At 62.9% G+C, this 21,972-nt stretch carries 18 protein-coding genes and 1 tRNA gene; 5 read left to right on the top strand and 14 right to left on the bottom strand.

The window, feature by feature from the left end:
* Positions 1–85: 85 nt before the first annotated feature.
* The 13 genes from SJI03_RS07610 to SJI03_RS07550 form a co-directional block, all read right to left on the bottom strand.
* Positions 86–1,054 (bottom strand): FecR domain-containing protein, encoded by a 969-nt coding sequence (locus SJI03_RS07610; RefSeq protein WP_322426713.1) that lies wholly within the window; start codon positions 1,052–1,054, stop codon positions 86–88.
* A 3-nt stretch (positions 1,055–1,057) separates the two neighbouring features.
* Positions 1,058–1,576, bottom strand: coding sequence for a sigma-70 family RNA polymerase sigma factor (locus tag SJI03_RS07605; protein WP_099378628.1), 519 nt, complete (start codon positions 1,574–1,576; stop codon positions 1,058–1,060).
* Positions 1,577–1,697: 121 nt separating this feature from the next.
* The gene (locus SJI03_RS07600) at positions 1,698–3,113 is read right to left on the bottom strand and encodes a lipopolysaccharide biosynthesis protein (protein WP_322426712.1); all 1,416 of its coding nucleotides are present in this window, start codon (positions 3,111–3,113) and stop codon (positions 1,698–1,700) included.
* 18 nt (positions 3,114–3,131) lie between these two features.
* Complete coding sequence (locus tag SJI03_RS07595) at positions 3,132–3,680, bottom strand: dTDP-4-dehydrorhamnose 3,5-epimerase family protein (RefSeq protein ID WP_322426711.1); 549 nt, start codon at positions 3,678–3,680, stop codon at positions 3,132–3,134.
* A gap of 56 nt (positions 3,681–3,736) precedes the next feature.
* A complete protein-coding gene (locus SJI03_RS07590) occupies positions 3,737–4,660 on the bottom strand; it encodes a glycosyltransferase family 2 protein (RefSeq protein WP_322426710.1) in 924 nt (307 codons plus the stop codon).
* Between the two features lie 109 nt (positions 4,661–4,769).
* Positions 4,770–5,861 carry a redox-regulated ATPase YchF gene (gene ychF / locus SJI03_RS07585; protein ID WP_034778348.1) on the bottom strand — a complete coding sequence of 364 codons (1,092 nt, stop codon included), beginning with the start codon at positions 5,859–5,861 and terminating at the stop codon, positions 4,770–4,772.
* Between the two features lie 215 nt (positions 5,862–6,076).
* Positions 6,077–6,661, bottom strand: coding sequence for an aminoacyl-tRNA hydrolase (gene pth, locus SJI03_RS07580; protein ID WP_099378468.1), 585 nt, complete (start codon positions 6,659–6,661; stop codon positions 6,077–6,079).
* A gap of 115 nt (positions 6,662–6,776) precedes the next feature.
* Positions 6,777–7,385, bottom strand: a complete 609-nt coding sequence (locus tag SJI03_RS07575) for a 50S ribosomal protein L25/general stress protein Ctc (protein ID WP_128141099.1) — start codon at positions 7,383–7,385, stop codon at positions 6,777–6,779.
* 167 nt (positions 7,386–7,552) lie between these two features.
* Positions 7,553–8,503: a ribose-phosphate pyrophosphokinase gene (locus tag SJI03_RS07570; RefSeq protein WP_034753270.1), complete on the bottom strand. Its 951-nt coding sequence runs from the start codon at positions 8,501–8,503 to the stop codon at positions 7,553–7,555.
* A gap of 150 nt (positions 8,504–8,653) precedes the next feature.
* Positions 8,654–8,730: transfer RNA gene (locus tag SJI03_RS07565), tRNA-Gln, on the bottom strand.
* 78 nt (positions 8,731–8,808) lie between these two features.
* A complete protein-coding gene (gene ispE, locus SJI03_RS07560) occupies positions 8,809–9,693 on the bottom strand; it encodes a 4-(cytidine 5'-diphospho)-2-C-methyl-D-erythritol kinase (RefSeq protein WP_322426709.1) in 885 nt (294 codons plus the stop codon).
* Positions 9,690–10,340 (bottom strand): outer membrane lipoprotein LolB, encoded by a 651-nt coding sequence (locus SJI03_RS07555; RefSeq protein WP_322426708.1) that lies wholly within the window; start codon positions 10,338–10,340, stop codon positions 9,690–9,692. Before SJI03_RS07555 ends, ispE begins: the two co-directional genes overlap by 4 nt.
* 61 nt (positions 10,341–10,401) lie before the next feature.
* Complete coding sequence (locus tag SJI03_RS07550) at positions 10,402–12,189, bottom strand: tetratricopeptide repeat protein (protein ID WP_322426707.1); 1,788 nt, start codon at positions 12,187–12,189, stop codon at positions 10,402–10,404.
* 167 nt (positions 12,190–12,356) lie between these two features.
* On the opposite strand from SJI03_RS07550, the gene mutM reads away from it, so the two are divergent.
* The 5 genes from mutM to SJI03_RS07525 are packed head-to-tail and all read left to right on the top strand — an operon-like array spanning position 12,357 to position 18,750.
* Positions 12,357–13,193: a bifunctional DNA-formamidopyrimidine glycosylase/DNA-(apurinic or apyrimidinic site) lyase gene (gene mutM / locus SJI03_RS07545; protein ID WP_166445896.1), complete on the top strand. Its 837-nt coding sequence runs from the start codon at positions 12,357–12,359 to the stop codon at positions 13,191–13,193.
* 34 nt (positions 13,194–13,227) lie between these two features.
* A complete protein-coding gene (locus SJI03_RS07540) occupies positions 13,228–15,129 on the top strand; it encodes a dynamin family protein (RefSeq protein WP_322426884.1) in 1,902 nt (633 codons plus the stop codon).
* Between the two features lie 44 nt (positions 15,130–15,173).
* A complete protein-coding gene (mutY, locus tag SJI03_RS07535) occupies positions 15,174–16,337 on the top strand; it encodes an A/G-specific adenine glycosylase (protein WP_322426706.1) in 1,164 nt (387 codons plus the stop codon).
* The gene (locus SJI03_RS07530; RefSeq protein ID WP_322426705.1) at positions 16,337–18,139 is read left to right on the top strand and encodes a sensor histidine kinase; all 1,803 of its coding nucleotides are present in this window, start codon (positions 16,337–16,339) and stop codon (positions 18,137–18,139) included. The genes mutY and SJI03_RS07530 overlap by 1 nt, the downstream gene beginning before the upstream one ends.
* Complete coding sequence (locus tag SJI03_RS07525; RefSeq protein WP_322426704.1) at positions 18,136–18,750, top strand: response regulator transcription factor; 615 nt, start codon at positions 18,136–18,138, stop codon at positions 18,748–18,750. Before SJI03_RS07530 ends, SJI03_RS07525 begins: the two co-directional genes overlap by 4 nt.
* On the opposite strand, the gene SJI03_RS07520 is transcribed toward SJI03_RS07525, so the two are convergent.
* The gene (locus tag SJI03_RS07520; RefSeq protein ID WP_099378458.1) at positions 18,747–21,968 is read right to left on the bottom strand and encodes a molybdopterin dinucleotide binding domain-containing protein; all 3,222 of its coding nucleotides are present in this window, start codon (positions 21,966–21,968) and stop codon (positions 18,747–18,749) included. The two genes, SJI03_RS07525 and SJI03_RS07520, sit on opposite strands and share 4 nt — an antisense overlap.
* Between the last annotated feature and the right edge of the window lie 4 nt (positions 21,969–21,972).

Here is a 21,972-nt window from a genome sequence, read left to right as displayed (position 1 = left end):
CGTGCATAAGTTCAATGGATAAGGGTGGCTCTCACCCTATATCCCGAACGAGAATGCAAAACCCTCAATCAGGCCCGCGAAATAGTCAGGCAGCGGCCTGGACGGTCACCCAGTAGCGCGTGCGCGCAACGATTTGCACGGGCAAGGCCAGCGCCAGGTTGTGCAGCGCGCGGTCCGTGTCGCGCAGGGAAAACACGCCGTTGACGCTCAGGCTGGCCACGGCCGGGTCACAGCGCAGCAGGCCGGGGCGGTAACGGGCCAGTTCCGCAAGCAGATCATCGAGGCGCATGTTGTCGGCCACCAGCACGCCCTTCGTCCAGGCCGCCGCGCTGGCAGGCACGGGGGCGGCCGATTGCACGATGTCCGCCGAGAAGATGGCACTGTAGCCAGTGGCGATGCCCACGGCGTGGCCCGGTGCATGCGCGAGGCGTATTTCGACGGCGCCCTCGAAGACGGCCACGCGCGACGTGTATTCGTCTTGCCGCAAGGTAAAACGCGTACCCAGCGCCTGCACCGTGCCGTGGCGGCCCTGCACGCGGAAAGGCCGCTGCGCCGGGTCGGGATCGTGCGCCGTGGTGACGAGGATTTCGCCGCTGCGCAGGATCAGCAAGCGCTCGCTGGCATCGAAGCGCACATCGATGGCGGAAGCGGAAGCGAGCATCACGCGCGTGCCGTCAGGCAAGATCATCTCGCGGATCTCGCCCGTGTCGGTGCTATGCCCTGCCGTGGCCACTTGCCAGGCATCCGTGCCGCGCAGCAGGTACGCCATGCCGCCCACGGGCAGCAACACGGCCAGCAGTTTCAGGGCACGGCGGCGGTTCAGGTAGGCGGCCGGCGCCGGTTCGCGCAGCGCGTGCCGGGCCGCGTCGCGCGGCACGCTGTGCAGCTTGCCTTCGAACGCCTGCAAACGCTGCCAGGCGATGGCGTGGTGCGGATGGGCGGCACACCAGCGGGCACAGGCATCCCGGTCCGCGTCGCTGGCGTCATCGGACCACAGGCGCGCCATCCACTGGGCTGCCTGCTGCACGATGGCCGGTGCAATCACCACCTCCATGGCTCAGGCTACCTGGGCGTGCATGGCCTGGTAGCAGGCCAGCAAACCGGCGGCGATGTATTTTTCGACGGACGAGACGGACACCTGCAATTCGGCGGCAATGTCGCGGTAACTCAGGCCATCAAGTTTGCACAACAGCAAGGCCTTGCGCGCCTTGGCGGGCAGCTGGTGCAGCACCGCGTCGATTTCCGTCAGCGCCTCGATCACCAGCGCGCGCTCTTCCTCGGACGGCGCCAGCGCTTCGGGCACCAGGGCCAGCACTTCCAGGTAGGCCGTTTCGATCTGGCGGCGGCGGTACAGGTCGATGACCATGCCGTTGGCGATCTGCGTAAGGTGGCGGCGCGACTCCCCGGCCGGCGGCACCCTGCCCGTCTTCATCAGGTGCAGGTACACATCGTGCGCCAGGTCGGCCGCATCGAAGGCATTGCCCAGTTTACGGCGCAGCAAGCCACGCAGCCAGTGATGGTGGTCGGTGTACAGACTGCTGACTTGCTGCTGAAGCGCTAACTCGGCGGTGCTCACGATACCCTTCCTGTCGCCAACGGCCGGCAAGCACAGGCGCATCGGATTATAAATGAGAATTATTCTCATTGTACGCGGAGTAAGCAGGAAAACGCAAGACGGCGACAGGCGGCAAACGCTGTCAGCCCTGCTGGCGGACGGGTTTGAGCAGCCTGAACGCGGCCTGCAGCGAAGGCCGGTAGACGTACAGTGCGGCCACCAGCAGCACGCCCCACGCCAGCGGAGCAAGCACCCCAAGGCGCTGGGCAAAAAACGCGTGGCCTGCCGCCAGCAGCGACAGCAGGCAGGCGCTCAGGTACAGCGAACGGCGCGGCAGCGGACGCCAGACGCGCATGCCCAGCTCCGTCTTGACAACAAAATACACGAGGAAACCCAGCAGCTGCGAGACGGCGGCGCCCGTGGCGCCACAACGTGGCACCAGCACGGCGCCCGCCAGCAAGGTGCCCAGCAAGCCTGCCGCAAAGGCGGCGATGGAGCATGCTGGACGGCGGGCCAGATTGATGCCGACACCGCTCACTTCGGCCAGCGCATACAACAGCGGCTGTCCCACGGTGGCCACCGCCAGGTAGGCGACGCCATGATAGTTGGAAGGCAAGACCCAACCGATCAGCCAGGCCAGGGCGCCCGCCAGGCAAAAGCCCACCACCACGACGGCTTGCGCATGACGGCAAATGGCCGCGATATTCGACAGGTCGCCGCCGGCCGCGGCCCATTTGTGTACTTGCGGTATCCACACAATCGTAAAAATCGACTGCACCAGCCAAGCGCCGGCGGCCACGCGCGTGGCCAGCGCATAAATACCGAGTTCGTCAAAGCCGGCAAAGAAACGCAGCAAGCCCATGCCAGCCGACAACATGGAAAGGTAGCCAATGGCGCTCACCAGCAGGGGCGCCGCCTCGGAAAGCAGGCGCCGCAGCAGCACCCGGTCCACGGCGGCGCTCCACGCTTGCGCCAGCGATACGCGCGCATGCCACAGCAGCCATAGCGTGACCAGCCAGGTGCTGGCCACGACCAGGCTTGCCAGGTGCACGAAATTGCGCTGCGGATCCCACCACAGGACAGGCAGCAGCAACAGCAGCGACATTTTCGGCAATACCTGCGCCAGGCTGAATACCCAGGCGCGCTCCTGCATGCGGAAGAGTTGCGCGATCAGGCGATTGGCCAGGGCGCTCAGCATGCCGGCAGCGAACAGGACAGCCAGTGCAGGTTGCGCCACATCAAATAACAGTTGTGCTACCGGCGCGGCAAACACGAGTATCACGGCCAGGGCCACGGGCGCGAGCAGCAGGGCCGGCAACAGGCACGCTTTCAGCAAGCCGCTACGCGCGGTGCTGTAATGGTATTCATGCAGGAAAACCTTATCCAGCCCCAGCGACAGCAGCAAACCGGCCACCGTGCATGCGGTCATGAAGAAATCCAGCTTGCCGAGGTCGGCAGGCGGAAACAGCCAGGCCACGGCAGGCACGGTGGCAAGGCTGCACAGCAGCGACAAGATGGGGCCGGCTGAAAAACCCGCGAGACGGGTCAGGCGCATCATTCAGCCGGGCAGGGCATTTCAGCCATGCCTGTCGTTGGAGAAACGATACGGCACCGTGTCCGAATCGGCCGGCACGCGCCAGTGATCCGGCGCATCATAGCGATACGCATGGTCCACCGCATTGACAAGGATGGCCGGCGTGCTGCAGTAATTCTGCACGCCATGCCAGACGCGCGGCGGCACGACGAGCAGGCCGGGGCGCCTGGTGCCCAGCTTGAATTCGTTGAGCATGCCAAAGGTCGGCGAATCCGCGCGCGCGTCGTACAGCACCACGCGCATCTGGCCCGCCGCCACGAACAGGCGGTCCGTCGTGATGGCATGCGCATGCCAGGCGCTCAGTCCGCCCGGCTCCAGGGTCGAGGCGAATATCTGGCCTATCTGCGCCGCATCGGGCACCCATTCAGTACGGAAAATTTCAGTCAGGCTGCCGTACGCCGTCAAGACAGGCTTGATTTCCTGAAAGATCACACCATCGATCAAGGAAGGTGTCGTCGGCTTCCATTCCTTGGTAATGCTTTCGCCATCCTGCTTCGCGCCAGCCAACAACCAGTTATCTTTCTCAGCCACCAGATCTACCCCCAGAAATTTTATAAAAATGCTCTTATGTATTGCAATCGCATTATCTATCGCCGCGGCATCTCCTTCAATCCCCGGCGGCGGCGCAATTCACGTAAAAAAGTACCTCTACGCCAATACTTGAGCCAATAGATGGGTTGTGGCGGCCACAGGCCCAATGAATAAAAGATTCGCCGCAGCAAAGCTTTCATGGCAAGCAGTGCACACTGGACCGGAGAAATGTAGCGCTCCCGACTCAGCTTGCCGCATAGCGTTGCGACAGCTTGCAAAATATTCACGGGATTTTGCATATGCTCCCACCAGAACGCATGCTCGCTGTGCTGCCGCTCCAGATAGGCATTGCTGCGGCTGCCAGACTGGATCAGGATGGCGCCGATGCGGGGATGGGCCAGCATAGGCCGGCCCGCGCGATACACGCGGTGCAACCAGGCTTGCGATGGCCAGCACCGCACTTCCCATGATGGCTGCCATGGGCCGATCTGCCGGGCCAGCTCACGCCGCATGACCCACAGAGTGGCCGGCACGTCCATCCACGGACGGTAAGGCTGCACACCGTCAGCCAGCGCCCCAACCATGTGATATTCCATTGGCAAGACCACCAGTCCCTGGCCAAAAACCAGGTCAGCCCCGGTGCGCTCGAGGACATCGATACTGCTTTGCAAATGATCGGGCAACCACAGGTCGTCGTGGTTCAGGAATGCGAGATAGGAGCCGCGCGCCAGGCTGACGCCGAGATTGTTGGGCCCCGTCTGTTCGCCGTAATTGGTTTCCAGATTCACAAAGCGGATGCGCGCGTCGCCGAACGCGGCAACCACCTCGGCGGTATCGTCGGTGCAGCAATCGCCGACAATAATCAGTTCCCAATCCTGCACGGTGCTGGCGAGTAGCGATTGAATCGCATACCCGAGGATATTGCTCCGGTTATACGTGGCCATGACAATGGAAACGAGCGGTTGTTTCTCTGACTGCATGGCAAGCCTTTCACATCACAGACAAAAAAATGCCGCCCAGATCACTGAGCGGCATTTCGCAATGGACGAATGCAGTATGTTGCTGGCGCTCGCCAGCAAGCATCTGTCCTTAGACGTTGAACAGGAAGTTCAGCACGTCGCCATCCTTGACGACGTATTCCTTGCCTTCGGCGCGCATCTTGCCCGCTTCCTTGGCGCCCGCTTCGCCCTTGTAGGCGATGAAGTCGTCATAGGCGATGGTTTGTGCGCGGATGAAGCCGCGTTCGAAGTCGGTGTGGATCACGCCGGCTGCTTGCGGCGCCGTGTCGCCCACATGGATGGTCCAGGCGCGCACTTCCTTCACGCCAGCCGTGAAGTAGGTTTGCAGACCCAGCAGTTTGTAGGCGCCGCGGATCAGGCGGTCCAGGCCTGGCTCTTCCATGCCCATGTCGGCCAGGAAAGCGCCCTTGTCGGCGTCGTCCAGGTCGGCGATTTCCGCTTCCAGCGCGGCGCAGATGGCGACGATAGGGGCGTTTTGCGATTGCGCATACGCCGTCAGCTGGTCCAGCAACGGGTTATTCGTGAAGCCCGTGTCGGACACGTTGGCCACGAACATGGCCGGCTTGGCCGTGATCAGGCACAGCGGCTTGATCAGTTCCATTTCGTCGGCGTCCAGGCCCATGGCGCGCACGGGCTTTGCATCGTTCAGGTAAGGCATCATGCGTTCCATGATGGCCAGCAGCTTGGCCGCGTCCTTGTCGCCCGAACGGGCTTTCTTGTTTTCGCGGTGGATGGCTTTTTCCACGGTGCCCATGTCGGCCAGTGCCAGTTCGGTCTGGATGACTTCGATATCGTCGAGCGGATTGATCTTGCCGGCCACGTGGATGACGTTGTCATCTTCGAAGCAGCGCACGACGTTGACGATGGCGTCCGTTTCGCGGATGTGCGACAGGAACTGGTTGCCCAGGCCCTCGCCCTTCGATGCACCAGCCACCAGGCCGGCGATATCGACGAATTCCACGATGGCGTTGACCATGCGTTCCGGCTTGACGATGGCAGCCAGCGCATCCATGCGTGGGTCCGGCACTTCGACGACGCCGACGTTCGGCTCGATGGTGCAGAACGGATAGTTTTCAGCCGGGATGCCGGCTTTCGTCAGGGCATTGAACAGGGTGGACTTGCCGACGTTCGGCAAGCCGACGATACCGCATTGGAGACTCATGGAAAACCTTTAATAATCAAAGCACATGGCGCCGTCTATCGGCGTGCTTGCCGTGCTGTTAGGGAAAACGGGACGATGCTTCGCCCTTTTCCGGGGATAGTGCGTGTGCTGCATTTCAAGGGGTCAATTGTACCCGTGTCGCGCGCGCTTCAAAAGCCCGATGATGGGCAAATGACGCCAAAACAGCCGTATCGTGACGCCATCAGGCCCTGTTCTCAGGCCGTATGCAGCTTCATGGTTGCGGCCTCGAACTTGCCTTCGATGATCTGCGGCATGACCTGCAAGGATTTTTCTATCGCTTGCTCGATCAGTTCCTGGTCTTCGCGGCGCGGGCGGTGCAGCACGAAGTCGGCCACCTGCTGCTGCAGGCTCAGGGTGCGCGGGTGGCCGATACCCAGGCGCAAGCGCCAGTAATCCTGCGTGCCCAGCGCGGCCGTGATGTCTTTCAAACCATTGTGGCCACCGGCCGAGCCGCCCTTTTTCAGGCGCGCGATACCGGGCATCAGATCAAGTTCGTCGTGCACGACCAGCACTTCATCGGCGGCGATCTTGAAGAAACGCGCCAGCGCGCCCACGGACTGGCCCGAGCGGTTCATGAAGGTCAGCGGTTCGAGCAGCCACACTTCGTTGCCGCCAATGGAAGTCTTGGCCAGCATGGCGTTATAGCGCGAATCGCGCTGCAAGCGCGTGCCGGGCAAGCTGTTGGCAAGGTTGTCCACCAGCCAGAAGCCGGCATTGTGGCGGGTTTGTTCGTATTCGGGTCCCGGGTTGCCGAGGCCGACGATCAGGCGTATGGGCATGGCTGTGTCTGCAGTGTAAAAACGTATTATCGGTGAAAACGGGCAGAAAAAAACCCGTCCGGAGCGAACCGGACGGGTTTTTCCTTGCGACTACCGCATTGCTGCGGCGGCAGAATTACTTCTTGTCAGCAACAACTTCAGCAGCAGCGGCTTCAGCAGCAACGTGGCCAGCCGGTACCGAAGCGGTAGCGATGGTCAGGTTGGCGCCGTGGGTGACAGCGGTCACGCCAGCTGGCAGGACCAGGTCGCCAACGTGCAGCGAGTGACCGACGTCGATGTTCGACAGGTCAACGTTGATGAATTCTGGCAGTTGGCCTGGCAGGCACGAAACTTCGATTTCGTTGGCTACGTGGCTGATGGTCGCGCCGTGCAGTTTGACTGCTGGGGAAACGTCAGCGTTTACGAAGTGCAGCGCCACTTTCACGTGGATAGCTTGCTTAGCATCAACGCGCTGGAAGTCAGCGTGCAGAACCAGTTGTTTGTATGCGTGGACTTGGAAGTCGCGCAACAGAACTTGCTGGGAAACGCCGTCGATTTCCAGATCCAGGATCGACGAGTGGAACACTTCTTTTTTCAACGCATGGTACAGGGCGTTGTGATCCAGCGAGATCAGCACAGGGGCTTCAGCGCCACCGTAGACGATACCAGGGGTTTGGCCGGAAATGCGCAGGCGGCGGCTCGCTCCGGAACCTTGCAATTCGCGTTTAAATGCGATAACTTTCATGTGAAACTCCAAGAAGAACAAGGCTTGCGCCTTGTGTTATGAAGACTCCCGCGACCAGGAATCCTCGAAAATGGGTGCAAAACACCCCGAAAACTAAAACACTGCGGCGCAACAGGCAAAAAGCCGGTCGCGCCGCAGGCATTACGTCTGTTGCTGCTCTTACCGAATTAATCGATGAACAGCGAGATGACCGAGTCACCCTTGATGATGCGTTTGAACGTCTCGGCCAGCAGCGGCGCGCACGTCAATTGACGGATCTTGCCGCAGGCCAGGGCCGCTTCGGACAGGGGGATCGTATCGGTCACGACCAGCTCATCGAGTGGCGAGGCCGAAATACGGTCGATCGCCGGGCCCGACAGCACTGCGTGCGTGCAATACGCCACGACTTTTTTCGCGCCGCGCTCTTTGAGCACTTCGGCAGCCTTGGTCAAGGTGCCTGCCGTGTCGACCATGTCATCCATGATCACGCAGTTGCGGCCTTCGACTTCACCGATGATGTTCATCACTTCGGACACGTTCGCTTTTGGACGACGCTTGTCGATGATGGCCAGGTCGCAGCCCAGGCGTTTTGCCAGGGCGCGCGCACGTACCACACCGCCGACGTCCGGCGACACCACCAGCAGATCCTGGTAGTTTTTCTTTTGCAGGTCACCCAGCAAAATTGGCGAAGCGTAAATATTGTCGACTGGGATATCGAAGAAACCTTGAATCTGATCAGCGTGCAAGTCCATGATCAGGACGCGCTCGACACCGGCTTCTTCCAGCATGTTCGCCACCACCTTGGCCGAAATCGCCACACGCGCGGAGCGGGGACGACGGTCTTGGCGGGCGTAGCCGAAGTAAGGAATTGCGGCGGTGATACGGCCAGCGGAAGCACGTTTCAAGGCATCAACCATCAGCATGATTTCCATCAGGCTGTCGTTGGTTGGAGCACAGGTGGATTGCAAAACAAAAACATCCTTGCCGCGTACGTTTTCGTTAATCTCGACCATTACTTCGCCGTCGGAGAATTTCGAAACGTTTGCTTTACCGAGAGGGATGCCGAGGTTTTTTGCGACCCCCTCTGCCAACGCTGGATTCGCGTTGCCGGTAAAAACCATCAGGTTTTCGTAAGCCATGGGAGTCCCAAGAGGTGATATAGAAGTCTTGAAAAGCACTAACCGGGCATAGGCCCGGTCAGTCATTGTTTAGTATATGCCGCGTGGCGACACATCTGCTTTTTCCCGTACTGGACGCTAACTTCGCATCGACAGACTACGGTGAAATGGTGGCAGGGGAAGAAGGATTCGAACCTTCGCATGCTGGAATCAAAATCCAGTGCCTTAACCAGCTTGGCGATTCCCCTACGTTACTGACTGCTTGCCGTCATGTTGGCCAGTATTATACCGACTATTTGACGCTAAGCAAAATCTTTTTTTGCTCTCTACAACATGGTGAGCATCGGGTGGCGATTCAGCGCTTTTGTCTTCCAGGCGATCCAGACTGGTGGCACATTGCTGAGCACCGCATCCGCTTCTTCCTGACTATCAAACGCACTAAACACACAAGCACCGGAACCAGTCATCCTGGCCTCACCGTAAGCACCCAGCCATTCTACCGCATCTGCTACCGGCTTGAAAAGACTGCATGCCACTTGCTGTAAATCATTCTTACCAAACCCGCCCGCATCGTTTCCTTCTGCGAGGTGCCTGGAAAAGTCCGCTATTGTGACGGGTTCGGTATTTCTCGTCAAGCCTTCCGCGCAAAAAATTGCGGCGGTAGGCACTTGCACGCCCGGCTCGATCACCACATACCAGCATTCGGGCGTGGCGACGGGCTGCAGGGCTTCGCCCACGCCTTCGGCAAAGGCGTTTTCGCCAAAGATGAAAAACGGGATATCGGCGCCCAGCGGCAAGCCCAGCGCCATCAATTCCTCGCGCGTCAAACCGGCCTGCCACAGACGATTGAGCGCCATCAGGGCCGTGGCCGCGTCGGACGAACCGCCACCGAGCCCGCCGCCCATGGGCAGCACCTTGTCGATGGCGATATCGACGCCGCGCGGCAAGGCGCCCGTACGGCGCAACACTTCGGCCTGCAACAGTTTCGCGGCGCGGATGATCAGGTCTTGCTCCTCCGGCACGCCGGTCAGTGCCGTCACGCGGTGGATCGCCGTGTCGTCGCGCAACGCGAAGTGCAGGGTGTCGCCATGGTCGAGCAACTGGAACACCGTCTGCAGCAGATGGTAGCCATCGGCGCGGCGGCCGTTGACGTGCAGAAAGAGGTTCAGTTTGGCCGGTGCCGGGCAGTTATTCAGGGTCGTCAATGTCATGGTGCAGGTACGGATGGGGCGGGATCGAGCACGATGCGCAGCGAGACGGCATCGGCTTGCGCGCTGGCATTGCGTTCGGCATCGATACGCCGCGGTTGGGGCAAGGCGCCCGGCGTATTGTCGGCCGCATTTTGCCCTACTTCTTGCCACGACACATAGCGCAGGCGCCAGCCGTCTTTGGTCGTCACGCTGTCGTTGGCCGGTGAAGCGACGAAGCGCTTGCCATCGGCGCCCACGGCATAGCCCTGCAGCCAGTCGCGCAAGCCCGACACGGGCAAGGACCAGCCCAGCATCTGCGCGCTCAGGGTATCGACATCGGGCGCGCTGCGCGGCGCCTTGCCGCTTTGCGTCAACACGGCTTGCTGCGGCGTGACGGCGATCGTCGCCAGGGTGCTGCCGACGGGCGAGTACAAGGTCACATCCGTGCGCTGCGCCGTCTGCTGCCAGTTGAAATTGACGGTGGCCGATTCGGGCTTGTCATCTTTCTGGTACACGACGTTCAGGCGGCCCGTCAGATCGACCTGTTCGCGGTAAGCAGCGACGGTTTTACCGGAGGGCGCGGCGCCAGACGAAAAGGGAGATGACAGGGTCGAGCAGGCCGAGAGGGCCAGGCAGACCAGTGTGAGGGGAAGGAGTTTTTTTAACATGGGCACAAGGAAAAACCAGCGCCATGGCGCTGGTTTTTTATAGTTGAGTTAATCGGTTCAATCACAAACTGACATTCAAGCGCGCCAGGGTACTTTTCAGCGCGTCGTTTTTCGGGTCCTTGCTGCGCGCTTCGCGCCACAGTTTTTGCGCTTCGGCCTTGTCGCCCTTTTGCCACAGCACTTCGCCCAGGTGGACGGCGATTTCCGGGTCGCTGCGCACGGCATACGCGCGGCGCAGCGCGTTTTCCGCGGCGGCCAGGTTACCCATGCGGAACTGCACCCAGCCCATGCTATCCATGATGAACGGGTCGCCCGGCGCCATCTGCAACGCTTTTTCGATCAACGCATGGGCCTCCTCAAGGCGGATGCCCCGTTCGGCCAGCGAATAGCCCAGGGCGTTATACGCATGCTGATTGTCGGGCGCCAGCGCCATCACGCGGCGCAGGCTCGCTTCCATCAGCTCGAGTTTATCCAGGCGCTCGGCCAGCAAGGCGTAGTCGTACAGCAGTTCCGGATTGTCGGGGAAGCGCAGCAAGGCATTTTCCAGCACCGTATAGGCGCTTTGCACGTAGCCGGCATCGCGCAGGAATTGCGCGTCGACCAGCAGCACCTGCGCCTGGCTTGCCGGATCGTCCGTTTCGATTTCCGTCAGCGCCTTGCGCGCCGCATCGAGATTGCCGCCACGGGCGATCAGCTGGGCGCGACGCAAGCGCGCCTCGACATAACCGGCGGAAGCGCTGTTGTCGACCTTGTCCAGCCAGGCGATGGCGCCGGCCGTGTCGCCGCGCGTCTCGGCGATCTGCGACAGTATCATCAAGGCCTTGAACGGATCGCGCGCGTCGCCAGGATTTTTATCCAGCACGGCCAGGAAGCGCTTGAAGTACTGCTCCGCGCCCTTGGTGTCTTCCAGCTGCAGCGCCACGATGCCCAGCGCATACAGGCCGCCCACGTTATCGGGCTGGCTTTTCAACAGCAGCAGGAACTGGTCGCGCGCCGGCTCCAGCTGTTTTTGCTCGACCAGCAGGCGCGCGTACGCGCCGCGCACTTCGACGGCATCGGGATTCTTTTGCAGGAACGTGGCCAGCACCTTGTTTGCCGCTTCGGGTTCGCCCGTCACCTGCGCCAGGGTCAGTGCGGCCAGCTCGGAGTTCGGCTTGATCGACAGCGCCTTGTTCGCTTCGCCGATGGCGCGTTCACGCTCGCCAAGCGACAAGGCGCCCTGCGCCAGCACCAGGTGCGCTTCGAACATGTCCAGGTAAGGCTGCACCAGGCGCGTGAGCATGGCATACGCAAACAGCTTGTCATTCGAGCGCGACAGGATTTGCTGCATCTGGAACAGGGCCACGCCGCGCGCGCCCCCTGGCGCATTGGCCAGGCGCTCGGCGAAGATCGGCTCCGCTTCCTCGATCTTGTCCGTCAACACGACGAAGCCGAGGAAGAACTGCGTCGCCTCGTCGGAATCGGGCGCCAGCTCGCGCCACAGACGGATGGCCGCCAGCGCTTCGCTTCCCTGCTTGGCGGCCAGCGCCATTTCGGAAGCGCGGCGCGCCAGGCGCGGGTCGCGCGTCTGCTGCGCCGCCACCATCATCGTCACGTACGGCCCTTGCCACTGGCCGCTCTTGAATTCCATTTCAGCCTTGGTCAGCTTGTACAGCAAATCGCTGCTCAATTCGACCTTCGGCAGCCCGTCGCCGCCGGCCCCCTCCTTGGAGGTGTCCGGCTCCTGCGGCGCGGCGGGCGCGGCCGCAGAGGGGCCGGCCGCGGCATCGGCAGGGGCGACAGGCGTCTGTGCCATGGCATGCGTGGCCATCAGGGCGGACAAGGTTACAATGGCGAAAGCGTTTTTCAAAGGCTGATCCTGGCTAAACGGCAAAGTCTGATTCTACGCCCAACGCGGCTATCGCGTACTTCACGTATGTAACGAAATATATATGTCGTGGCGGCGCAGCGTGTCCGGGCCAGCCATCGGCCGGCAACCCGCCTGTTTTTTACCCGGTTTTCCACCATTCGAGCCCTATGCCAGAATTGCCAGAAGTCGAAGTCACACGGCGCGGTGTCGCGCCCCATCTCGAAGGACGCGCCGTGCGCTCCGTCGTGCTGCGCCGCGACGGCCTGCGCTGGCCCTTCCCCCCTGCCCTGGGCGAACAATTGTCCGGGCAAACCATCGGCCTGACGGGGCGGCGCGGCAAATACCTGCTGATCCACTTCCGCCACGGCACCCTGATCATCCACCTGGGCATGTCGGGTCATTTGCGCGTGCTGCCGACGGGGACGGAGGCGCAAAAACACGACCATTTCGACCTCGTCGTGGAAGACGCGCAAGGGGGCAGCCAGGTGCTGCGCATGACGGACCCGCGCCGCTTCGGCGCCGTACTGTGGCACGACGAGGCCGACGGACCGCTGGACGGCCACGCGCTCCTGCGGGGACTCGGCACGGAACCGCTGGAAGGCGGCTTCACGGGCCAGCTGCTGTTCGAGAAAACGCGCAACAAGGGCACCAACATCAAGCAGGTGCTGATGGCGGGCGACATCGTCGTCGGCGTGGGCAATATCTATTGTTCCGAAAGCCTGTTCCGCGCGGGGATCAACCCGAAGACGCCAGCCCGGCGCATCGGCCTGGCCCGCTATGAGAAACTGGCACAAGCGATCCGCGACGTGCTGGCCGAAGCCATCGTGCAGGGCGGCAGCACCTTGCGCGACTTCATCGGCGTGAACGGCCAGTCCGGATACTTCCAGCAGACGTATTTCACGTACAACCGCGCAGGCAAGCCATGCCGCGTGTGCGGCGCACCGATCCGCCAGATCGTACAGGGACAGCGTTCCACGTTTTACTGCGTGAACTGTCAGAAATAGCGGTCAAAAGTAAGTCATGGAAAAAGGGAGCCAGATGGTCAGGGACTTGGAACAATACAGCGCGTGGCGCCAGGACGTGCAGGCCGCCTTGCAGGCATACCGGCAAGCCGCCAGCGCGGCGGGCCTGGTCGACGGCGCCTCCGCGCTGCGCCTGGCGCGCTGTGTCTCCCGCCTGACTGACGACCGTTTATCTGTTGCCTTCGTGGCGGAATTCTCGCGCGGCAAATCCGAGCTGATCAACGCCATCTTCTTTGCCGGCTACGGCCAGCGCATCCTGCCCTCGGGCGCGGGCCGCACCACCATGTGCCCCACCGAGCTGCTGTACGACGCGGCCTGGCCGCCATCGATCCGGCTGCTGCCCATCGAGACGCGCGCGCAAAACCTGTCGACCAGCGACTACCGCGACCTGCCCGCCGCCTGGAGCGTGCTGTCCCTGAACATCGAGGCGGGCGGCGACATGCAGGAAGCCATCCGCCAGGTGAGCCTGACGAAAAAAGTCAGCGTCGAGGAAGCGGCACGCTACGGCCTGTACGACGCCGACGACGCGGACGCCCCCGCCATGCTCGACGAGCACGGCCAGGTGGAAATCTCCATGTGGCGCCACGCCATCATCAACTTCCCCCATCCGCTGCTGAAACAGGGCCTGGTCATCCTCGATACGCCCGGACTGAACGCCATCGGCACGGAACCGGAACTGACCCTGAACCTGATCCCGAACGCGCACGCGGTGCTGTTCATTTTGGCGGCCGACACGGGCGTCACGCGCAGCGACATCGAGGTATGGCGCAACCATATCGGCGCCGGCGCGGGGCGCCTGGTGGTGCTCAACAAAATCGACAGCATGTGGGACGAATTGCGCGGCGATGCCGAGGTGGCGCAAGCGATCGAACGCCAGCAGGCCAGCGTGGCGCATCTGTTGACACTGGACCCTGGCCAGGTATTCCCCGTCTCCGCGCAAAAAGCCCTGGTGGGCAAGATCAACCACGATGCGGCGCTGCTGGAAAAGAGCCGCTTGCAGGCGCTGGAGACGGCCCTGTTCGAGGAGCTGATCCCCGCGCGCAAGGACATCATCCGGTGCCAGCTGGCGTTCGACCTGGACGCCATCGAAGCGGCGCAGCAGGTGCAGGCGGCGGCCCGCGCGCGCGGCATCGCCGAGCAGCTGCACGAGCTGCACAGCCTGCGCGGCAAGAACCAGAGCGTGATCGCACACATGATGCGGCGCATCGATATCGAGAAGAAGGAATTCGACAGCAGCCTGTTCAAGCTGCAAGCGACGCGCGCCGTATTTACGCGCCTGTCGACGGAGCTGTACACGAGTCTCGGCATGGACATCGTGCGCGACGATATCGATGGCGTGCGCGCGGCCATGCAGCGCAGCCGCTTTTTCACGGGCCTGCGCGAAGCCGTGCGCCAGTATTTCGAGCGCATCGCCAGCAACCTGGACCGCTCGGAAGGCAAGACGTCCGAGATCACGGAAATGATGAACGTGATGTACCGCAAATTCGCTTCCGAGCATGGCCTGGCGCTGGCCTTGCCGATGCCGTTTTCACTGGCCCGCTATCGCCAGGAAATCGCCGACATCGAAGCCGTCTACCATAAGCAATTCGGCACGGCGACCCTGCTCACCACCAGCCGGGTCGTGCTGATGGAAAAATTCTTCGACACCATCGCCTCGCGCGTGCGCCGCAGTTTCACCAACGCCAACGACGACGCCAGCGCCTGGCTGAAAGTCATCATGGCGCCGCTCGAAGCGCAGATCGTCGAATACAAGGAACAGCTGAAACTGCGCTTTGCCTCGATCCAGCGCATCCACGACGCCACGGGCAGCCTGGAACAGAAAATCGCCGGCTTTGAAGCGAGCCTGGCGGCGCTCGAACGCGACAAGGCGCAGCTGGTGCAATTGCTGGCCACCTTGCGCGCCGCCAGCGCAAGCTGAGCGCAGCACCAGCAACATCCAACAACAGAACACTGGAACCCTGCATGAAACGTTTGCTGCATCAACTCTCGCCCGCCACGGGCGCGGCACCTTTAGAAGACTATATCGACCCTAGTTTTTCCGCCACCGTCATCGCCTGGCAAAAGCAGCACGGCCGCCACGCGCTGCCATGGCAAAACACGCGCGATGCCTACCTGATCTGGCTGTCCGAAATCATGCTGCAGCAAACGCAGGTCACCGCCGTGCTCGGCTATTACGCGCGCTTCCTCGAACGCTTCCCCACCCTGCGCGACCTCGCTAGCGCGCCCGTCGAAGAAGTGATGGCGCAATGGAGCGGCCTTGGTTACTACACGCGGGCGCGCAACCTGCACAAGTGCGCGCAGCGCGTGGTGGCCGAATACGATGGCATCTTCCCCAGCGACCCGGCCCTGCTGGCCGACCTGCCCGGCATCGGCCGTTCGACGGCGGCCGCCATCTCCGCGTTTTCCAGCGGCACGCGCGCGGCCATCATGGACGGCAACGTCAAGCGCGTCTTTGCGCGCACGTTTGGCATCGATGCCTATCCCGGCGAAAAACGCATCGAGGAAGCCATGTGGCGCCGCGCAGAAGCGCTGCTGCCTGAAACAGGTATCGAAGCCTACACACAGGGTTTGATGGACTTTGGCGCCACCCTGTGCACGCGCAGCAGTCCCGATTGCGGCCGCTGTCCGCTGCAGCCGCGCTGCGTGGCCTACGCCACCGGCCGCACCAAGGATCTGCCCGTGCGCAAACCGAAGAAAACCAGCCCGGAAAAACACGCCGTCATGCTGGTCATCATCGACGACGGCAAGGTGCTGCTGGAGCAGCGCCCCGGTTCGGGTATCTGGGGCGGCTTGCTGTCCTTGCCAGAACTCGATGGCCACGTGCTGGCCGGAGAGGACTGTCCGCGAGAGATAAACGAGGATGCTCTCATGCGCGCCGTGGCCCCGTTTGGCGCAATCGAAACGCAGGAACGGCTGCTGCCCATCGTGCACGTGTTTACGCACTACAAACTGCACATCGTCCCCTGCCGCATCACCCTGGCGCGGCGTTTGGCGCTGGCCGGGGAAACCACGCACGTCTGGTATGACGGCGCGAAAATCGCGGACGCGCCGCTGCCCGCCCCCATCAAAAAACTGCTGCTGGACCTGTTCGGCGATGCGCGTTCGGCGCAGCGCAGCATGTTCTAGTGCGCAGGCTTGTCCTACTGGCACTGGCGCTCCTGCTCGCGCCAGTGCATGCCGACACGGCACTGCCGGAGGTACGCATTGGCGTGCTGGCCTACAAGGGCGGCGACGCCGTGCAGCAAGACTGGTCGTACGTGACGCGCCACCTGCAGGCCAGCATTCCCGGCATCCGTTTCATCCTGGCCGACTATGACCAGGCGGGCCTGACGCGCGCCGTGCAGTCGCAGGCGATTGCCTTTGCCATCACCAGCAGCGGCCACTACGTGGCGCTCGAACACAGCGACGGCGCCAGCCGCATCGCCACCCTGGAATCGCCGTGGACGGAGTCACCGCGCCAGGCCATCGGTTCGGCCATCGTCGTGCGCAGCGCGTCGCCCCTGCATGACCTGGCCGACCTGGCGGGCAAGAACGTGATGGCCGTGGCACCTGACGCCTTTGGCGGCTACCAGATCGCCGCGCGCGAATTGCGCGAAGCGGGCATCGACCCCACGCATGATTTTTCCAGCCTGCGCTACAGCGGTTTTCCCTCGCAGCAGATCATCGACGCCGTGCGTGCGGGGCGCATGGATGCGGGCATCGTGCGCACCTGTTTGCTCGAACAGATGGTGACGCGCGGCGAAGTGCGCGCCGATGAACTGCGCGTGATCACCACGCGGCCGATTCCCGGTTTTCGCTGCGCCAGCTCGTCGCGGCTGTATCCGGACTGGCCCTTTGTGGCCCTGCGCCAGACGCCGCCCGCGCTGGCGAAAAAAGTGGCGCAGGCTCTGCTCGCCATGCCGCGTACCGATGAAGGCTACAGCTGGACGGTACCCAGCGATTACCAGATCGTCGATGAACTGTTCCGCGACTTGCACATCGGCCCCTACGCCTATCTGGACAAGCTGACATTCGAGACGGCGCTGCGCCGTTACTGGGGCTGGATGCTGCTGGTGCTGGCCCTGCTCGTGGCCTGGGCCGTGCATACGGTGCGCGTGGAATACCTGGTCAGCCGGCGCACGGAGCAATTGCGCGCGGCCCAGCACCAGCAGCGCGCGCTGGAAGAGCAGGCGCGCCAGCGCCAGGCCACGCTCGATCACACGGCGCGCCTGGCGATTCTGGGCGAGATGGCCAGCGCCATCGCGCACGAATTGAACCAGCCGCTGGCGGCCATCGGCAATTTCGCGCGCGGCATGGCGCGCCGCATCACGGCGGGCAGGCTCGATGCGGCGCCCCTGCTCGACGGCGCGCAGGAAATCGCCACGCAAAGCGAGCGCGCGGGCGCCATCATCCGCCACATCCGCGCCATGGCGCAAAAGCGTCCCGCGCACAGCACGGCCTTCGCCCTGGCCGACGCTGTGGAGCAAGCGGTATCGCTGTTCCGCGCGGCCCATCCGCAAGCGAAGATAGCCTGGCGCCACGAGACGGTCAGCGCTGCACCGCGCGTGCTGGCCGACCCGCAGCAAGTGCAGCAGGTACTGCTCAATTTATTGAAAAATGCGCTCGACGCGCAGGTGGAAGGCGACAATCCCGTACACCCCATCGGCGTGCTGCTGCACCGTGAAAACGGCGCCTGCACGGTGGCCGTGCGCGATGCCGGCTGCGGCCTCGATGCGGCGCAGATGGCGCGCCTGTTCGAACCGTTTTTCACCACCAAGGCCGAAGGCCTGGGTCTGGGCATGTCGCTCAGCAAAAGCATCATCGAATCGTTCGGCGGCAGCCTGTCGGCGCACGCCAATGCCGATGCGCCCGGCTTGACGGTCTGGTTCCGCCTGCCCGAAGATAGCGGCATGGACGCGCACAAGGAAAGACAAGAGAAAACACCATGAATGAAAGCGATGCGATCATCTTTGTCGTCGACGACGACGCCGCCATGCGCCGCTCGCTGGCCTATCTGTTCGATTCGGCTGGATGGAAAGTGGAGACGTTCGAGTCCGCGCGCGACTTCCTGCAGCGCTACGAGGGCCATGCGCCTGGCTGCTTGCTGCTCGACGTGCGCATGCCCTTGATGAGCGGGCTGGAACTGCAACAGGAGCTGTCGTGCCACGCCATCGCGCTGCCCGTGATTTTCCTCAGCGGTCACGGCGACCTGGCCATGGCCGTGCAGACGATGAAGGCAGGCGCCTGCGATTTTCTGGAAAAACCGTGCAAGGACCAGGTACTGCTGGATGCCGTCTCGCGCGCCGTAGCCCGCAGCGTGGCAGAAAGCCGCAGCGCCGCCAGCGCGAATACGGCGCAAGCGGCGCTGGCGACACTGACGGCGCGTGAGCGCGAAGTGGCGCTGCTGATGGCCGAAGGCAAAGCCTCGAAAGTCATCGCCCGCGAACTGGGCATCAGCGACAAGACGGTGCAGGTGCACCGCCATAACACGATGGAAAAACTGGGCCTGCATTCAGCAGCCGAGGTGGCCCGGCTGCTGATGGCCAGCGGAGAGATTTAAGCCCGCACGATGCGCGCCGGCAGTCCCTGCCGCACTGACGTGCCCGAGACGGGATCGACAAACACGTTCTTGTCGCCGCGGCTCGGATCCGTCAAGCCCAGGTCGTTGAGGTTGATGCCGGCGCCGATGGCCGGTTCATCGGGCTGGCGCGACTTGCCGATACGGTGGGCGCGCGCGCCGTGCTCCTTGTGGCCGAAACCGTGTTCGATGGCGATCACGCCCCGCTGCACGCCATGGCGCAGCATTACCGTGGCCCTGGCCCTGCCGCCCGGCGTTTCCAGGTAAATGGTATCGCCATTTTGCAGCTTCAGGCGCGCCGCATCGTCGGGGTGCACAGCGACCGGGTTGTCGGGGTGGATGCCGCGCAAACGCCGCGCGCCGATGCTGTACGAGTTTTGCAGCGCGGATTTAAAACTGATCAGCTCGAACGGCCATTCGCTGGCCGGATAAGTCTTGCGCACGGGCGTGCCGTCGGCAAACGCCGCGACCCGCCACGCGGGCGTACCAGGAAAACGCTTGCCGCTCAGGCTATTCTTGCTCACACCCAGGCCCTCGTTGTACAGCATCATCGGTTTCAGATAGCGGTGCGTGGACCAGTCCTGCGGATATGGCGTCTCGTCGATCACAGGTGCAGGAGCTGCCGGTGCCTTGGCATTCGCCGCTGGCGGCAGGCGCAGGCCGAACATCTCGCCATAGCTCTGGTAGCGGCCTCCCCGCGCCAGCATGAAGGCCACCTTGCGCCACTCTTCCGGCTTCAGGGTGCGCTCCAGTTCGGGGCGGATGCGCGCCACGCCGGACAGGTCGATATCGTCGTCGCTGGCGTCAGGCACGGACGTTTTCCCTTGCCAGGCGATGTTGGCGCCGCCGCGCAGATACCAGTCTTCCGCGCGCTGCAGGGGGAAGCGCTGGCCATCCATGTCTTGCAATGCGTCCGGGCCAAAGCCGGGCAAGGCCATCGTTTTCGCCAGCGCGATGAAGAACGATTCCATGCAGATGGTCTGGCCGTCCGGCGTCTTTTGCACGCGCGGTTCGACCACGGGCCAGCGTGCCGTGCTCATTTTGACGGGCATGCCGCCCCAGGCGCCGGCCCAGCCCCAGCTTTCATACAACAAGGTATCGGGCAGCAGGTAGTCGGCAAACGCCGAGCTTTCATTGATGAAGGGGTCGATGGCGACGATCAGGGGAATCTTCTTCGGATCGGCCAGTTCCTTGCCGATCTGCGCGCGCAAGCCAGTGATGCCGTAGACGGGATTGCAGCTCCACAGGATCAGCGCCTTCAAGGTATACGGATAGCCGTTCATGGCGCTGGTAAGCCATTCGGTCGCCAGCGCGGGCGCATTCGGATACCACGGCGCCTTGGCCGGATACGCCTTGCCCGCTTCTTTCTTCAGCTTGAATTCCGACGTTTTTTCATACGGCACATTGCGCCCTATCGGCATGCCGGCCGCCTTGATCTCGCCGTCGAAACTCTCGAGGTTGTAGCGCGGACCGGGTCCCGCATCCTTGAAGCTGCCGCCATTGACGAGGGTGCCGCCCTTGCGGTTCAAATTGCCGATCAGGGTATTGAGCATGACCAGCGCATACGCGTTATAAAACCCGGCGCCCGACATCATGCCGCCGTGCGCATTGACGGCCGCGCGCTTGCCATGGCTGGTCAGTTCCTGCGCCAAGCCTTCGATGATGTCGCGCCCGATGCCACAGGCAGCCGAGTATTCGTCCATGCTGTGGCGCTGCGCTTCCTCGTTCAGCATCGTCATGGCCGTCTTCAGGTGCAGCGGCGCGCCAAGCACGTCCAGCGGGCCGTCGAAGAACAAACGCCCTTCTCCCTTGGCGGCATTGTGCGGCACGATGGCTTGCGTGGCGGCGTCGATCACGCAGTAGGCGTCGCCATCCTTGTAGCGCTCTTCTTCCGCCAGTTCCACGGCGCCGATGTCCGACGCGCGCAGGTAGCGGCCGTCGCGCGCGTGGCCCTTCTCGTTGATGATCAGGTGCGTGGCGTTGCACCAGGCGGCTTCGCCCGCCGCTTCCGCCACCTTCAGATTCGGCTGGACGAGGAAGTTGCGGTCATAGCGTTCGTGCTCAATGATCCAGCGGATCATTGCCATGGCCAGCGCGCCATCCGTGCCCGGCTTGATCGGCACCCAGCGGCTGCGGTCGCCCGCGGCCAGGCTGTCCGCATTCGTCAGCACGGGGTCGACGACGACGTAGCTGAATTCGCGCTTGCCGGAACGTGCCTTGGCGATCAAGGTGCCCTGGCGTTTGAACGGGTTGCCCGCATTGCCCGGCGCCGTGCCGACGAAAATGCAGAACTCCGTGTTTTCCAGATCCACTTTCGCGTGCGGCATTTTCTTCATGTCGCCGAACATGGCGCCCGAGCCGCTGCGGTAGGCGCCGCCGCAATACGAGCCGTGGTTGACCAGGTTCAGACTGCCGTACGACTGCTTGAAAAAGCGCGTGCCGAACGCCAGGCGGCCATCATCGGTGCTGCACATCAGGCCCACCTGATTGACTTGCGGGCCCAGTTCCGGCTGCGCCGGATCGATCGGCTTTTCCAGCTCGCGCAAGGCGCGCAGTCCCTGCACATGGCCTTCGCCAAACAGGTCGCCGCCTTCCGTCACTTCCTTGACCAACTGGTCAAAAGCGATCGGCTCCCACTGGCCGCCGCCGCGCGGACCCACGCGCTTCATGGGTGCCAGCACGCGGAACGGCGACTCCATCTGTTCCAGCACGCCGTTGCCGCGGCCGCAAGCGGTGGAGCGCCCTTTCAAACCCTTTTCCTGGAAGCGCGACAGCGACACAAAGCTGTCGCGTATCGAGGTTTGATATGGCAGCGCCGGGTCGGCCGACAGGGGGCTGTATGGGTTGCCCGCCACGCGCAAGACCTTGCCGCTTCTTTTATCGAGGCGCACGCGCACGCCGCAAAACGTGGTGCAGCCCATGCACATGGTGTAGCTGACCTGCTGGTCCGGATTGACGGTCAGCTTGCCCGTGGCCGTGTCGACGGAAAACTCGGGCGGCAGGGAATTGCCATGTAGTTTCTGCACAGGCTTGTCCTTGCCCAGCGCGTGGTCGACCATGCGGCCGGCCGTGGTGGAAAAGCTGGCGGCAAACGCGGCCAGGCCGCCGCCGATGGCGCCGTAGCGCAGCAGCTTGCGGCGCTTTTCGTTTTCGTCTTCAGGGCCGTCGTTGCGGTCGTCGTTGTTTGTGCGTTCGTTCATTTTT

It is taken from the genome of Janthinobacterium sp. GMG1, assembly GCF_034427795.1.
Lineage (GTDB): Bacteria > Pseudomonadota > Gammaproteobacteria > Burkholderiales > Burkholderiaceae_D > Janthinobacterium.
This window is presented reverse-complemented; position numbering and strand designations above follow the sequence as displayed.

Coding starts and splice junctions, on each gene's coding strand:
- SJI03_RS07610 (WP_322426713.1), bottom strand. CDS start 1,054: ATGGAGGTGGTGATTGCACCGGCCATCGTGCAGCAGGCAGCCCAGTGG.
- SJI03_RS07600 (WP_322426712.1), bottom strand. CDS start 3,113: ATGATGCGCCTGACCCGTCTCGCGGGTTTTTCAGCCGGCCCCATCTTG.
- SJI03_RS07590 (WP_322426710.1), bottom strand. CDS start 4,660: ATGCAGTCAGAGAAACAACCGCTCGTTTCCATTGTCATGGCCACGTAT.
- ychF (WP_034778348.1), bottom strand. CDS start 5,861: ATGAGTCTCCAATGCGGTATCGTCGGCTTGCCGAACGTCGGCAAGTCC.
- pth (WP_099378468.1), bottom strand. CDS start 6,661: ATGCCCATACGCCTGATCGTCGGCCTCGGCAACCCGGGACCCGAATAC.
- SJI03_RS07575 (WP_128141099.1), bottom strand. CDS start 7,385: ATGAAAGTTATCGCATTTAAACGCGAATTGCAAGGTTCCGGAGCGAGC.
- SJI03_RS07570 (WP_034753270.1), bottom strand. CDS start 8,503: ATGGCTTACGAAAACCTGATGGTTTTTACCGGCAACGCGAATCCAGCG.
- ispE (WP_322426709.1), bottom strand. CDS start 9,693: ATGACATTGACGACCCTGAATAACTGCCCGGCACCGGCCAAACTGAAC.
- SJI03_RS07555 (WP_322426708.1), bottom strand. CDS start 10,340: ATGTTAAAAAAACTCCTTCCCCTCACACTGGTCTGCCTGGCCCTCTCG.
- mutM (WP_166445896.1), top strand. CDS start 12,357: ATGCCAGAATTGCCAGAAGTCGAAGTCACACGGCGCGGTGTCGCGCCC.
- SJI03_RS07540 (WP_322426884.1), top strand. CDS start 13,228: ATGGTCAGGGACTTGGAACAATACAGCGCGTGGCGCCAGGACGTGCAG.
- mutY (WP_322426706.1), top strand. CDS start 15,174: ATGAAACGTTTGCTGCATCAACTCTCGCCCGCCACGGGCGCGGCACCT.
- SJI03_RS07525 (WP_322426704.1), top strand. CDS start 18,136: ATGAATGAAAGCGATGCGATCATCTTTGTCGTCGACGACGACGCCGCC.
- SJI03_RS07520 (WP_099378458.1), bottom strand. CDS start 21,968: ATGAACGAACGCACAAACAACGACGACCGCAACGACGGCCCTGAAGAC.